Annotated in this window: 12 protein-coding genes; 7 read left to right on the top strand and 5 right to left on the bottom strand. The window is 69.6% G+C overall.

From position 1 onward, the window contains the following. The first annotated feature begins 131 nt into the window (after positions 1-131). The 6 genes from AC2YG9_RS06625 to AC2YG9_RS06600 all read left to right on the top strand — a co-directional run bounded on the left by AC2YG9_RS06625 (position 132) and on the right by AC2YG9_RS06600 (position 6440). Positions 132-929, top strand: a complete 798-nt coding sequence (locus tag AC2YG9_RS06625; protein WP_487297161.1) for a tyrosine-protein phosphatase — start codon at positions 132-134, stop codon at positions 927-929. A 42-nt stretch (positions 930-971) separates the two neighbouring features. Then, positions 972-1670: a polysaccharide biosynthesis/export family protein gene (locus AC2YG9_RS06620; protein WP_487297160.1), complete on the top strand. Its 699-nt coding sequence runs from the start codon at positions 972-974 to the stop codon at positions 1668-1670. 81 nt (positions 1671-1751) lie between these two features. Continuing rightward, positions 1752-4109 (top strand): GumC family protein, encoded by a 2358-nt coding sequence (locus AC2YG9_RS06615; RefSeq protein WP_487297159.1) that lies wholly within the window; start codon positions 1752-1754, stop codon positions 4107-4109. Positions 4110-4113: 4 nt separating this feature from the next. Next, complete coding sequence (locus AC2YG9_RS06610; protein ID WP_487297158.1) at positions 4114-5391, top strand: hypothetical protein; 1278 nt, start codon at positions 4114-4116, stop codon at positions 5389-5391. A gap of 67 nt (positions 5392-5458) precedes the next feature. Continuing rightward, entirely contained in the window at positions 5459-6037 is a 579-nt protein-coding gene (locus AC2YG9_RS06605; protein WP_487297157.1) for a TetR/AcrR family transcriptional regulator, read from the top strand. A 19-nt stretch (positions 6038-6056) separates the two neighbouring features. Then, positions 6057-6440 (top strand): VOC family protein, encoded by a 384-nt coding sequence (locus AC2YG9_RS06600; RefSeq protein ID WP_487297156.1) that lies wholly within the window; start codon positions 6057-6059, stop codon positions 6438-6440. Between the two features lie 3 nt (positions 6441-6443). Here AC2YG9_RS06600 and AC2YG9_RS06595 read toward each other — a convergent pair whose 3' ends face one another. From AC2YG9_RS06595 to AC2YG9_RS06575, 5 genes are read right to left on the bottom strand one after another with little or no spacing between them, the layout of a single operon-like run. Continuing rightward, the gene (locus AC2YG9_RS06595; protein ID WP_487297155.1) at positions 6444-7601 is read right to left on the bottom strand and encodes a M23 family metallopeptidase; all 1158 of its coding nucleotides are present in this window, start codon (positions 7599-7601) and stop codon (positions 6444-6446) included. 56 nt (positions 7602-7657) lie between these two features. Next, positions 7658-8815, bottom strand: a complete 1158-nt coding sequence (locus AC2YG9_RS06590; RefSeq protein ID WP_487297154.1) for a glycosyltransferase family 4 protein — start codon at positions 8813-8815, stop codon at positions 7658-7660. Next, positions 8812-10794, bottom strand: a complete 1983-nt coding sequence (gene asnB / locus AC2YG9_RS06585) for an asparagine synthase (glutamine-hydrolyzing) (protein ID WP_487297153.1) — start codon at positions 10792-10794, stop codon at positions 8812-8814. Before asnB ends, AC2YG9_RS06590 begins: the two co-directional genes overlap by 4 nt. A 5-nt stretch (positions 10795-10799) precedes the next feature. Next, a complete protein-coding gene (locus AC2YG9_RS06580) occupies positions 10800-11861 on the bottom strand; it encodes a glycosyltransferase (RefSeq protein ID WP_487297152.1) in 1062 nt (353 codons plus the stop codon). After that, a complete protein-coding gene (locus AC2YG9_RS06575) occupies positions 11837-12676 on the bottom strand; it encodes a class I SAM-dependent methyltransferase (protein ID WP_487297151.1) in 840 nt (279 codons plus the stop codon). The genes AC2YG9_RS06580 and AC2YG9_RS06575 overlap by 25 nt, the downstream gene beginning before the upstream one ends. A gap of 486 nt (positions 12677-13162) precedes the next feature. On the opposite strand from AC2YG9_RS06575, the gene AC2YG9_RS06570 reads away from it, so the two are divergent. Further along, positions 13163-13612 carry a hypothetical protein gene (locus AC2YG9_RS06570; protein ID WP_487297150.1) on the top strand — a complete coding sequence of 150 codons (450 nt, stop codon included), beginning with the start codon at positions 13163-13165 and terminating at the stop codon, positions 13610-13612. The last annotated feature ends 11 nt before the right edge of the window (positions 13613-13623 follow it).

The following is a 13623-nucleotide window of genomic DNA, read 5'->3' as shown; positions in this document are numbered from 1 at the left end:
TTGACCCCGTCGGGGTGCGGCGAGATAACGCAGCGTCGGGTGGGCGGGCGTCATACTTTCGAGGGCGCGCGCGTCGCCGCGCGCCTGCAGGTCGGAGTCCGCGCGTAGGGCTTGGTTTTGGAGTTGCGGGTTTGATCGACCTTCACTGCCACATGGTTCCCGGCATCGATGACGGGGCCCCTGATCTCGAGACGTCGCTGGCCATGGCCCGCTGCGCCGTCGAGGACGGCATCGAGATCGTCGCCTGCACGCCGCACATCTTTCCCGGCCTGTACGAGAACACCGGCCCGCAGATCAGGGCCGCCGTCGCCGCCCTGCAGGCCGAGCTCGACAAGGCAGAAATTCCGCTCAAGCTGACCACCGGCGCCGACGTCCAGCTGTGCGTCGACCTGGTCCCCGGCCTGCGTTCGGGCCGGATCCTCAGCCTCGGCGACACCCGCTACTTCCTGTTCGAGCCGCCGCACCACACCGCCCCGCCGCGCATCGAGGACACGGTCTTCGCCGCCATGGCCGCCGGCTATCACCCGATCATCACCCATCCCGAGCGGCTCCACTGGATCGAGAGCCACTACGAGACCATGGTCCGCATCGCCAAGGCCGGCGCCTGGATGCAGCTGACCAGTGGCTCGGTCGTCGGGCGCTTCGGCAAGCGGCCGCAATACTGGTCCGAGCGCATGCTGGACGAGGGCCTGGTCCACATCCTGGCCACCGACGCCCACAACATGCGCAACCGCCGCCCGCTGCTCAGCCCCGCCCGTGACGCGGTCGCCCAGCGGCTGGGCGAACAGGCGGCCATCGACATGGTCATCACCCGGCCACGCGCCGTTCTCGAGAATACGCCGCCCTCGATGCTGCCCGACGCCGTCGGCGCCCCCAAGGCGCCGGCGACGGGATTTGGCTTCCTGCGGCGTTTGTTTAAAGCGGCCTGACGCGGTTATGATGCGTCCGAATTACGCAGTGGGGAACTTTTCATGATCCGTGCCCTGGTTCTTGCGGTGGTCGCCGGCCTGACGCTGGTGGCCTGCACCGGCGGCGGCTCCGGCAAGATGGCCGACGGCGCCCTCTACGGCCAGGCCCTGCCCCCGCCCGATCCGACCCGCGCCGTCGTCGGCGCCGAGGAGTATCGCGTCGGGCCCATGGATACCCTCGATGTCAGCGTCTACCAGGCGCCGGACGTCTCCCGCATTGTCCAGGTCGACGCCGCCGGCCAGATCGGCATGCCGATCATCGGCGCGGTTCCCGTGGCCGGGAAAACCGTCAACGAAATCCGCGATGAACTGACCGTCCGCCTGAAGGCCCGCTACCTGCGCTCGCCCGAAGTCACCGTCTCGGTCAAGGAATTCGCCAGCCAGAAGGTCACCGTCGACGGCTCGGTCGGCCAACCCGGCGTCTATCCGCTGATCGGCAAGACCACTCTGATCCAGGCCGTGGCCATGGCCCGGGGCCTCAACCGCGAGGCCAACGAGAAGAAGGTCGCCGTGTTCCGGATGGTCAACAACCAGCGGATGGTGGCGGTCTTCGACCTCAATGAAATCCGCACGGGCAAGATGGCCGACCCGCAAATCTTCGCCAACGACGTGGTCTTCGTCGACCGCTCTGGCGGCAAGACCCTGTGGCGCGACGTGATCTCGGCGGTGCCGCTGATCGGCATGTTCGTGCCGGTGCTCTGATCGCGCCGGTCGAACGTACAGACCTATAACGGATTAAGCGCCGCGCTCCGGAGGGAGGCGGCGAAGGGGCTTTGAGGACGAATGAAGCGCGGCGACAACGACGAGACCTGGGACGGCGAGCCCGAGGGCCGGACCTACCTGACCACGGCCATGCCCCGGCCCCTGGTCGTCCGCGGCGGCCGCGGCCTGGCCCCGACCCGGGCCAACTTCGACGAACAGGCGGGGGTCAACCCCGAGATCAACCTGCTGGCCTATTGGCATGTGCTGGTGAAGCACCGGCTGGTCATCGCCGGCGCCATCGGGGTCATGCTGATCCTCGGCCTGATCTTCACCCTGCTGACCACCCCGATCTATCGCGCCACGACGATGATCCAGATCGACCGCGAGACGGCCAACTACACCGGCATCGAGGGTGTTACCCCGGACGACAGCCGCAACCTGGAATTCTACCAGACCATGTACGGCCAGCTGAAAAGCCGGTCGCTGGCTCTGCGCGTCGTCCAGAAGGCCAACCTGGCTTCCGATCCGGAGTTCATGAACCAGTCCAAGCCCTCGGCCTTCAAGGACAGCATCAACAAGCTGCTCGGCCGCAACCAGGGCAAGGCCGCCAACCTGACCGCGCCCCTGGCCGCCCGTGAGCGCCAGGCCACCGCCCTGCTGATGGCCGCCATCTCGATCGAGCCGGTCCGCAACTCGCGCCTGGTCAAGATCTCCTACGAGAGCCCCAACCCGGCCATCGCCTCGCGCGTCGCCAACCAGTTCGCCGAACAGTACGTCAGCTTCAACCTCGACCGCCGGTTCGACGCCACCGCCGATGCGCGTGAGTTCCTGCAGGACAAGCTGGCCGAGGCCAAGACCAAGCTCGAGACCTCGGAAAAGGCGCTGGTCGCCTACGCCACCAGCCAGGGCATCATCAACGTCACCCCGACCGGCGCCACGGGCACGCCCGGCAGCGGCGGGGCCGAACAGACGGCCAGCACCTCGCTGACCGCGACCGACCTGGTGGCCATGAACACCGCGCTCGGCATGGCCAAGAGCCAGCGCATCGCCGCTGAACAGAAGTGGCGCCAGGCCCAGTCGGGCGCCCTGATGAGCCTGCCCGAGGTCATGGGCAGCCCGACCATCCAGGCCCTGCGCCAGCAGCAGGCGTCGCTGAACGCCCAGTACCAGCTGATGCTGACCAAGTTTGTCCCGGAAGCGCCGGAAGTCGTCGCCATCAAGGGCCAGATCGACGAACTGGGCCGCCAGATCAGCACTGAGGCCGGCAACATCCGCGCCTCGATCCAGCAGCAGTACCAGACCGCCCGCAATACCGAGGGCCAGCTCATGGGCCAGGTCTCGGGCCTGAAGTCCGGCGTCATGGACCTGCGCAACCGCTCGATCCAGTACAACATCCTGCAGCGCGACGTGGACACCAACCGCACGCTCTATGACGGGCTGCTGCAGCGCTTCAAGGACATCGGCGTCACCGCCGGCGTCGGCTCCAACAACGTCTCGATCATTGACCCGGCCAATACGCCGCGCAGTCCCTACAAGCCGAACATGCTGATCAACCTGTTGATCGCGCTCGGCATCGGCCTGCTGGTCGGCGTCGGCGCCGCCTTCGGCCTGGAAAGCCTCGACGAGACCATCAAGGTCCCCGAGGACATCGAGGGCAAGCTCGGTATGCCGCTGCTCGGCGCCATCCCGATGCTGGAGAAGGGTGTCACGCCGGAAGAGGCCATGGCCGATCCGCGCAGCGCCTTCTCCGAGGCCTACTACTCGGTGCGCACGGCCCTGCAGTTCTCGACCAACGAGGGCGTGCCCCGGAACATCCTGGTCACCTCGGCCCGGCCCTCGGAAGGCAAGTCGACCACCTCGGTGGCGCTCGCCAAGAACTTCGCCAAGCTGGGCATGAACGTGCTGCTGGTCGACAGCGACCTGCGCAACCCGTCCCTGCACCGCACCCTGCGCGCGGACAGCAGCGCCGGCCTGTCGAACTACCTGACCGGCTCGGCGACGCTGATCGAACTGGCCCAGGCCACCGACCAGCCCAACCTGGCCTTCATCCCCTGTGGCCCGCTGCCGCCAAACCCGGCCGAACTGCTGGCCGGGGCCCGCATCCGCGCCCTGGTCGCCGAGGCGCAGCAGCACTTCGACCTCCTGGTCATCGACGGCCCGCCGGTCATGGGCCTGGCCGACGCCCCGCTGCTCGCCAGCTCGGTGGCCGGCACCATCCTCGTCATCGAGGCCGGGACCACCCGCCAGGGCCTGGCCAAGGCGGCCCTGCGCCGCCTCGACCTCGGCCACGCCCGCATCCTCGGCGCCCTGCTGTCGAAGTTCAGCATCAAGGCCGCGGGTTATGGCTACGGTTACGGCTACGGCTATGGCTACGCCTATAACTACGAGTACGGCGGAGCCGGCGGCGACACCAAGAAGCTGAGCGGCAAGAAGGGCTGATCCAATGCCGGCGGGTACCGGAGAGCGCGAGCGGCCGGTCCTCCGGGTCGTGCCGCCGGTTCCTCCGGAGCCGCCGAAGCGCGCCTTCCCCTGGCGCGACGCCGTCCTGGCGGCGGTGCTGGTCCTCGGCGGCCTCGGCCTCGCCGGGCTGATGGTCCAGCACTCCGCCGCCGACGCCCTGACGCCTGAACATCCCGCCCGGGCCCTCGGGTGGCGCGCCGCCGACGCCGACGCCATGGCCCGCCTGGCCGAACGCCGGCTGGACCAGGGCAAGACGCCCGCCGCCCGCCGTCTGGCCCTGGCCGCGCTCAAGCGCGATCCGACCTCCGGTTCGGCCTTCCGCACCTTGGCCCTGGCCGAGACGGACCCCGTCCGGCGCAACCGGCTGATGACCATCGCCGGCGACCGCATGAAGCGCGACATTCCGGCCAACAACTGGCTGGTCGCCGACCGGCTCAAGTCCGGCAAGCTGGCTGAGGCGGCGGAACGGGCCGACGGTCTGCTGCGCGCCTGGCCGGTGTCGATGCGGGGGGTGATGACCAGCCAGCTGGCCCAGCTGGCGGCCCAGCCCGGCGGCGCCGAACTGCTGGCCGCCCGCCTCGACGGCGAGCCGCCCTGGCGCTCGGCCTTCCTGATCAACATGGCCAAGACCGGCGACAACCCCGGCGCGGCGGTCAGCGTCCTGGCGGCCATGGCCAAGGGCCGCCATCCCCCCAGCGAGGTCGAGACCGGCGCCGTGGTCGGCCGCCTGGTCAAGGACGAGCAATACCAGCTGGCCTTCCTGATCTGGGCCCAGGTCCTCCCCGCGGAGGGCGTAGCCCAGCTGGCCGACCCTTACGACGGCGGCTTCGAGGGCCTGCCGGGCCCCGCCCCCTTCAACTGGCAATTCTTTGACCGTAGCGGCGTCATCGTCGAGGAAACCCCCAGGCCCGAGGGCGACGGCAATGCCCTCTACGTCCGCTTCAGCAAGGCCCTGCCGCCGGGCATCCTGGCCCGCCAGCTGCTGGCCCTGCCGCCCGGCCGCCACGTGCTCACCGGCCGCTGGAAGGCCGACGGCATCGCCATCGCCCGCCCCCTGGTCTGGGACTTCCGCTGCGCCCGCCGCAACGTCGCCATCGTCGACCCGGGGGTGAGCCTGTCGGGCACGACGGGGTGGACGAGCTTCACGGCGACCGTGGACGTCCCCGCCGACTGCGACGCCCAGTGGCTGAGCCTGTCCTCGCCGGGGCGTGGGCGGGCCAACGGCGAGGCTTGGTTCGACGACCTAAAGATCACGCGGTAGCCGGCCAAGCCCCTTGACACTGACCGTTGGTCAGTAGTTACTGACCATCGGTCATCAGGACGGGTCGATGGACAAGCCGCTGCGTCGCCGCCTCCACCCGGAGGCCCGGAAACTGGAAATCGTCGAGGCGGCCGAGCGGCTGCTCAAGGTTCCCGGCGCACAGGTGCGGGTCGAGGATGTGGTCCGCGAGGCCGGCGTCGCCAAGGGCACCTTCTTTCTCTACTTCCCGACCTGGGACGATCTGCTGGAGACCATCCGCGACCGGCTGGTCGCCGAGTTCGCCGCCAGCTATCCGCTGCCCACCGAGGTCGACGGCAGCCCGGTCGACTGGCCGGCGCTGGTCGACTGGCTGGCGGCCGCCTTCATCGACTTCACCCTGCCGCGCCGAGGGCTGGGCGAGGCCATCTTCCATTCCGACTTCGCCGAACGCCGCCCCCTGGCCGACAACGGCGGGACCCAGCTGGCCGCCATCATCCGCGCCGGCCAGGAGGCGCAGGCCTTCGGGCCGGTCGATCCGGACCCGACCGCCCGGCTGCTGTTCGCCGCCATCCACGAGGCGGCCGACGCCATCGCCGAGGGGGGCGACCGCGAGGCCATGCTGGTCGCCCTGCGCAGCCTGCTGAAACGCACCCTCGCCCCCGTCTGATCTGAACAGGAGATCTCCGATGAGTGATGCCCAGGTGAATGTCCGCTACATGGTCGACGACGTGCAGGCCGCGCTCGACTGGTACGTCGGCCATTTCGGCTTCGAGGTGCAGATGAGTGCCGCCCCGGCCTTCGCCTCGGTGCAGCGCGGGCCGCTGCGCCTGCTTCTCAGCGGGGCCAGGAGTTCCGCCGGCCGGCCGATGCCCGACGGGCGCCAGCCGACAGCCGGCGGCTGGAACCGTTTCCAGCTGATCACCCCGGACATCGCCGCCGAGGTCGAGCGCCTGCGCGCCGAAGGCGTGAAGTTCCGGAACGACATCCTCAGCGGCCCCGGCGGCTCACAGATCCTGGCCGAGGATCCGTCCGGCAACGTCGTCGAACTGTTCCAGCCGGCCGGGGGCTGAGACCTACCTCGTCTCGACGATATCGCCGCTCTGGATCGGGCCCGGCAGCAGGGCCATCGGGTTCTCGACATTGCCGAACATCGCCGGCTTGCCGACGCAGTTCAGCGCGCTCGGCCCATCGCAGATGTGGAAATGCAGGTGAGGCTCGGTCGAGGAGCCCGAGCTGCCGACCGCCGCCAGCACATCGCCGGCCTTGACGCTCTGGCCGACCTTGACGGTCACCGAGCCGGGTTTGAGATGGCCATAGACGCTGTACTCGCCCCAGGCGTGGCGCACGACCACGGCGTTGCCGGCCAGCACCTCGGCGCCCTCGGCGGCCATGCGGGTGTTCTGGGCGGTGAGGATGCGGGTGTAGTAGGCTTCCTGCGTCTCGCCGGCCTTGCGGATCAGGCTTTCGTCCTCGCTCCAGCGGTCGACCACCGAGACCACCTCGCCGTCGGCGGCGGCCAGGACCGGCAGGCCATAGACCCAGTAGTCGGCGAAGCGCCGGCCGTCGGTACGGAAGGTTTTCCCGCCGGTTCCGATCTGGGCGATGTCGAGGGCGAACTCTTCCGGCACGGCCCAGCGGTGGTGGGTATTCAGCGACGGCCCTGCCTGGACGTAGAAGGTCCCCTTGAGCGGGAAGCGGTAGCGGGCCTGCGGCTGGGCGACGATGACCGGGATGGTCAGGCGGGCGACGATGGTCCCGTCGGCGGTGCGTGCGGTGACGCGGAGCGCCTCGCGCTGACCGCTGAAGCTGAGCACCTGGGAAGTGACCAGCAGGCCCTCGCCGGGGGCCAGGGTGGCGGTGCTGCTCAGTTTCGCCGCCGGCTTGCCGAGCACATCTCCGAACTGGAAGCTGACCGCCTCGATCATGCCGGCCTGCTGCAAGCCTGCACCGCCGGCGGACAGGCGGGCCAGATCGGCGGGGCCCAGGATGCGGCGCTCGACCGGCGCGCCGCCGCGCAGCAGCTCGAACTCCAGGCTGGCCAGGGTGACCGGGGCGCCGGTGGTGTTGATGACCGCCACATTGTGCAGCATCAGGCTCTGCACCCCGCGCACGCTGTCGAGCGGAAAGGCGTTCAACGGCCCGGCCGGAAAGGCGCGGACGGTGGCGTCGGCGGCCTGGGCCGAACTGGCGATGGCCAGCAGGAATAGCGTGGTGGCGATGATGCGGCGCATGGGGAGCCCCTCCCGTAGTTTGCCGGAAGGGACCACGGTCGGCCAACCGGCCCTAATTAATTCGCCGACAGCAGTTCCCGGTACACGTCCAGAGTCCGCCGCATGACGATCTCCACGTCGAACAGCCGCAGCGCCTTCTCCCGCGCCGCCAGGCCCAACCGCCGGCGCAGGTCCGCGTCGTCGTCGAGACGGCCGATCGCCTCCACCAGTCCCTCGTGCTCGCGCACCGTGACCAGCAGCCCGTCCTCCTCGTGGGTGACCACCTCGCGGCAGCCGGGGACGTTGGTGGTGACCAGCGGCAGGGCGCAGCCGGCCGCCTCGATCAGGGTCTTGGGCAGGCCCTCGCGGTAGCTGGGCAGGACCACGACATCGACCTCGCCGAGCAGGGCCGGCATGTCGCCGACATGACCCAGATGCTCGACCAGACCCTCGGCGACCCAGCCGGCCAGGTCCTCTGCGGCGCAGGTGGCCGGGTTGCCGGGATCGGGCTCGCCGGCCAGCAGGAAGCGGATGTTGCGGCCCTCAGCCTTGAGCACGCGAACGGCCTCGATGAACTCGGCCAGGCCCTTGTCCCACAGCATGCGGGTGGCCAGCAGGACCTTCAGCGGCTCGCCGTCGGCGCGGACGCGGTTGCTGACCTGAAAGCGGGCCAGGTCGACGCCGCTGCCGGGAATGGTGTGGACCTTGGCCGGGTCGACCAGCCGGCGGCCGACGAAGGCCTCGCGGTCGTCGGGGTTCTGGACGATCAGCCGGGCCCGCCGGCCCCCGAAGGCCAGCCAGGCCAGGGTGCGGACCACGGGGCGCAGGGCCCGGGCCTTCAGGCTGTCGCTGATGAAGACAAAGCCCAGCCCCGCCACCGCGCTGACCCGGCCCTTCACCCCCGCCAGCCGTCCGGCGATGCCGGCATAGATGGCCGGCTTGATGGTGAAGCCGTGGATGATGGCCACCTTCTCGGCCCGCAGCAGTCCGGCGATGTGCGCCAGCAGCCTGGCTTCGGCGAGCGGGTTGAGGCTGCGCCGCTCCATCGGCAGGGGCCGCCAGTCGAAGTCCATGGCCTTGAGCTTCTCGCCGTATTCGCCGGGCGGCGAGATCAGGATCAGCCGGGCGCCCTCCTCGCGCAGCCGATGCAGCAGCGGCAGGCGGAAATTGTAGAGGTACCAGTCGGTGTTGCCGAACAGGACGACCGGTACATCGCGCAAGGAGACGTCGGTCACGCGGCGGCGCTCGCCGTGACGGGATCGCGCTGAGCCTGGGCCCAGGCCTGGGCGGTCAGCACCGACCACAGGCGCAGGTCATGGTCTCGCCGGCCGCTGACATGCTCCTCCCAGGCGGCCCGCACGGGCCCGGGGTTGAACAGCCCCTCGCGGTTGAGGGCCTCGACGCTGATCAGGCTCTCGGCCCAGGCCCGCAGCTCGGTGCGCATCCAGCGCCCGACCGGCACGGCGAAGCCCTGCTTGGGCCGCTCGATCAGGGCCCGGGGCACATGGCGGTCCAGCACCCGGCGCAGGATGTGTTTGCCGCTGCCGCCGGTGATCTTCATCGACATCGGCAGGCGCCAGGCGAAGTCCAGCACCTGGCGGTCGAGGAACGGCGCTCGGGCCTCGAGGCTGACGCCCATGGCGGCGCGGTCGACCTTGGCCAGCACGTCGTCGGGCAGGTAGTTTCGGGTGTCGACCGCCATGGCCCGGCGCGCGAAGCCCTGAAGCCGCGAGGGCGGCTGGCGGTCCTCGGGGAGGCGCAGGCCCCGGGCGCCGCCGCGGGCGACGGCCTCGGGATGAGCCCACTGGCTGAGCAGGCCCATGTGGTAATCGTCGGCGCTGGCCGCGCCCAGCACGCCGGCGAACTTGTGCGCCTTCTCCCCGGCCCGGCCGCCGGTCAGCTCGGCCGGCAGGACCCCGCCGAACGCCCCGGTCAGCCTGTTCCAGCCATCGGGCGACAGGCTGCGCAGGCCCGCCGCGCCGGCTGCCCGCAGGGGTCGGGGCAGGCCGCCGACCTTCTCCCACAGCCGGGCGCCATGGAAGTAGCGGTTGTAGCCGCCGAAGATCTCGTCGCCGGCGTCGCCGCTCAGCGCCACCGTCACCTCGCGCCGGGCCAGCTGGCTGACCAGATAGGTCGGGATCTGCGAGGCGTCCGCGAAGGGCTCGTCATAGAGAGAGGGAAGTTTCGGCACCACGGCCAGGCAGTCGGCGGCAGTGACATAGTGTTCGGTGTGGTCCGTGCCGAGGTGGGCCGCCACCGCCTTGGCGTGCTCGGCCTCATTGAAGCCCGGCTCATCGAAGCCGATCGTGTAGGTCTTCACCTTGCCGCCGCGCGCGACCATCTGGGCCACGATGGCCGAGGAATCGACCCCGCCCGACAGCAGGGCGCCCAGCGGCACGTCGGCGATCATCCGCGTGCCGACCGTCTGGTTCAGCAGCGCGTCCAGCGCCTCGACCGCCTCGTCCTCGCCGCCCGTCCAGGGCCGGTCCAGGGCCGACAGGATGGCCTGGTCCGGGTCCCAGTAGCGGATGACCGGCGGCAGGACGCCGACCGGGTCCTCCGGCCCGACGCTGATGCGGCCGCCCGGCGGCAGCTTGAGGATGCCCTGCCAGATCGACCAGGGATGGGGCACATAGGCATAGCGCAGGAAGCTCGACAGGGCCTCCGGGTCCATCGCCGTCGGGAAATCCGGCAGGGTGCGCAGGGCCTTCAGCTCCGACCCGAAGGCCAGCGCCCCGCCGACCCAGCCGTAGTAGAGCGGCTTCTCGCCGAACCGGTCGCGGATCAGGTGCAGCCGGCGCTCCTGGCGGTCCCACAGGGCGATGGCGAACTGGCCCTCGATGCGTTCCAGGGCGCCTTCGACCCCCCAGTGCTCGACCGCCTCGACCAGCACCTCGGTGTCCGAATGGCCGCGCCAGTTCGGCGCCCCGCCGCTCTCTTCCAGCTCACGCCGAACGTCGAGGTAGTTGAAGATCTCGCCGTTGTAGTTGATCACCCAGCGCCCGCTGGCGCTGGTCATCGGCTGCAGCCCGGCCGGCGACAGGTCGATGATGGCAAGCCGCCGTTGGCCAAACCCGATGCCGGCCCCGGCGTCGGTCCAGACGCCCTCGCTGTCCGGCCCGCGATGGTAGATGGCGTCCAGCATGCGGGTCAGGGCGGCCTCGCCGACGAGGCCCGGATCGCGCGCCGCATAAAGACCGGCGATGCCGCACATGACGCTTACCCCTCACGCCCCGCCAGCGCGCGGGCGCCGGCCAACAGGTCCTCATGATATAGCCGCGCTGTTCGCCAATGGTCGACCGCCGCGGCGCCGATCCTGTCGAAAAGCGATGCATCGTCGAGGACGGCGGCGATGTCGGCGGCGGCCTGCGCCTGGTTCAGATAGACCACGCCGGTCTCCAGAGAGCGCACATAGCTGGCCATCTCGCCCACCGGGGTGACCACGGGCACGAGTCCCAGCTGCATGGCCTCGATCAGCGACATGGCCGCCCCCTCCTGCTCGCTGAGCTGGACGAAGACGTCAAAGTCCGCGGCCAGGGCCGCGATCTCGCCCATGGATTTTACCCCGGCGAAATCCACCTGCCCGGTCAGGCCGAGGGTTTCGACCTGGTTTTTCAGCGCCGCCTCGCTGCCGTCGTCAGGGCCGATGATCAGGAAGCGGGCGTCGGGGCGGCCCTTCGCGACCTGCGCGAACAGATCGATGGCCCGGTCGATGCGCTTCAGCGGCGTCAGCCGGCCCCAGAAGATGAAGCGGGGGCGAGGCGCGGTGCGGACCGGCGCCGTCAGGCGGCCGGCCATGAAGGAGATGACCCGCGTGGCCTTGCCGGCGGGAAGCAGGGACCCCAGGCCCTCCAGGCTGCGGGTGCAATCGGCCCAGACCTCATGCGCCAGCCTCGTCTGCAGCCAGGTCGCCAGCCGGTCCGGCAGATGCACCCGCCGGTCCGAATGCAGGAACAGCACCCGACGGGTCTTCGGCGCCAGCAGGGCGGTCATCAGCATGGCCAGGGCCGACTTCCACAGCGAGAAGACGGCGACCGGCCGGTCCAGCGCCAGCAGGCCGGCGCGGATGGCGGCGATGGGATCGAGGGGGCCAAGGCCGTTCAGGCTGAAGCGATTGGGCTCGGCCGGCCCCTCGATCGGCCCCGTCAGGACTGCGACCGTGACCTCGCCCGGCGCGGCCTTCGCCGCCTGGCGGGCGGCGATCTCGGCGCCGCCGACGCCGTCGTGCGGCAGGACATGCAGCAGCCCGGTCAGGGTCAGGCCTTGAAACCGACGGCGCACCAGAAGGGCGGGCCTTCGAGGAAGCGGATGTCGCTCAGGCCCGCGGCCCGCATCATCGCGTCGATCTGCACCCGGGTGAACCGCTGCTCCAGCCGGGTGCCGAAACGGTCCAGGGCGTCGGTGCGCATGCTGTAGAAGCTCATGTGCCGGTAGTCGGACAGCGGCAGGTTGTCGACCTTGGCCCCGGCCTTCTCCAGAAGACCCGCGAGGCGGGCCAGCGGCCAGTAGACGAGGGCGGCGATCACCTGGCAGGCGGCGAACTTGATCGGCCGGGGCGAGGCGCTGATCACCTTGCGCACCAGGTCCGAGGCGCCCCAGATCGCCCGGAACCACCACGGCTTCCCGTCCAGCGCGTAGTAGAGATAGAGCAGCATCGGCGCGCCGGGCTTGAGCTTGGCGACACAGCTTCTGATGCCGGCCGCCGTATCGGGCACGTGGTGCAGCACGCCCAGCGAATAGCCGAAGTCCATAGAGTCGTCGGCCAGGGGGATGGCGCTGACCCCCGCATGGTGGAAGACGGCGTTGGGCTGGTCCTTGAGTTTTTCCCTCGCCACCGCCAGGGCCGCCTCCGCCGGGTCGATGCAGTGCAGGGTCCCCACCCGCCGCGAGGCCAGCCGCGCCCAGCGGCCGCTGCCGCAGCCGAGGTCGAAGCCGACGGCGTCCTTCGGCAGCTTCTCCCAAGGGAAAACAGCAAAGTAGCGGTCGAACAGGGCCTGGGTCTCGGCCTCGCCCATGCCGGCCTGGTCGAACCGGGCCCATTCGGCGCCGAAATCGCTGACCACCTCAGGGTCGATGTTCTCCCCGTCCAGGGCCATGCCTTGTCCTTTAGGTGTTGACGCTACGGCTCACCCTTGCCGCAACGCAGCCCGGCGCACAACCTTCGAGGCGGTGTCCAAATAAGCTATCTGGCCACCCGTTTGGAGGATGTGCAAAAGTTTTGATCTGCGTCACATCTGTCTGCGAGAGTCCTGCGTAGATACAGCTGTGTCCCGTCGTACAGGCCCCGAAATGGGCGTAAACCGGCGGCGGGCGGTTAAGAAAAGATTGATGCGGCCAGGGTGTTTTTCGGCGACGGAGATCACAGCGTTCGCCGTATAACAGTTTGGTGAGGCGGCGCTTTTTCCCAAGTGGAACGCTTTCCACCATAGTGCGCTTAGAACAGTGGCAGATTCGCCGCGCGGGTTTCAAAAAACATGGGTTTTCGGTCGTTCACCGGTTGCCGTGTCCAAGGGCCTGAGGTATTGGCTAGATCGTCCTGTGGCGCAACGTCGCACCGGACAGGTCGCTTTGAGGGGTATGCAATGATCCGGAAAGTTATCGTCGCCGCGTCGGTCGGCCTGCTGCTGAGCAGCCAGGTGGCTATGGCTGCAGAAGGCGCGCGCCTCGGCGGCGTCCAGGGCTCCGTCCTGGTGAACCAGAACGGCCGCTACGTGCCGGTGACCTCTTCGACCGTGCTGAAGGCCGGCGATCGCGTCATGGCGATGGATGGCTCGGCCACCGTCACCTACGGTTCGGGCTGCAGCGTCGCCATCTCGGCCCGCTCCATGGCCACCATCGGCGACAACGCCACCTGCGCCGGCGGCTCCAGCAACATCGTTCGCGCCACCTACGCGGACGACCAGGAAGGCTACGGCGCTCCGAGCGATCCGCCCGGCCAAGGCTGGGACTTCTGGGTGTGGGCCACCTTCGGCGTCATCACCGTTGGCGTCACCGCCACGATCATCGGCGACGAAGGTCCGTCCTCCCCGTAGGACGGCAGGCC

The organism is Caulobacter sp. SRI_014, assembly GCF_057586315.1.
Note: the sequence above shows the minus strand (reverse complement) of the source record. Positions and strands in the feature narration are given on the sequence as shown.

Bases quoted from the DNA above. Each gene is read 5' to 3' on its own strand.
- AC2YG9_RS06620 (WP_487297160.1), top strand. From the start codon at position 972: ATGATCCGTGCCCTGGTTCTTGCGGTGGTCGCCGGCCTGACGCTGGTG.
- AC2YG9_RS06615 (WP_487297159.1), top strand. From the start codon at position 1,752: ATGAAGCGCGGCGACAACGACGAGACCTGGGACGGCGAGCCCGAGGGC.
- AC2YG9_RS06610 (WP_487297158.1), top strand. From the start codon at position 4,114: ATGCCGGCGGGTACCGGAGAGCGCGAGCGGCCGGTCCTCCGGGTCGTG.
- AC2YG9_RS06605 (WP_487297157.1), top strand. From the start codon at position 5,459: ATGGACAAGCCGCTGCGTCGCCGCCTCCACCCGGAGGCCCGGAAACTG.
- AC2YG9_RS06600 (WP_487297156.1), top strand. From the start codon at position 6,057: ATGAGTGATGCCCAGGTGAATGTCCGCTACATGGTCGACGACGTGCAG.
- AC2YG9_RS06595 (WP_487297155.1), bottom strand. From the start codon at position 7,601: ATGCGCCGCATCATCGCCACCACGCTATTCCTGCTGGCCATCGCCAGT.
- asnB (WP_487297153.1), bottom strand. From the start codon at position 10,794: ATGTGCGGCATCGCCGGTCTTTATGCGGCGCGCGATCCGGGCCTCGTC.
- AC2YG9_RS06575 (WP_487297151.1), bottom strand. From the start codon at position 12,676: ATGGCCCTGGACGGGGAGAACATCGACCCTGAGGTGGTCAGCGATTTC.
- AC2YG9_RS06570 (WP_487297150.1), top strand. From the start codon at position 13,163: ATGATCCGGAAAGTTATCGTCGCCGCGTCGGTCGGCCTGCTGCTGAGC.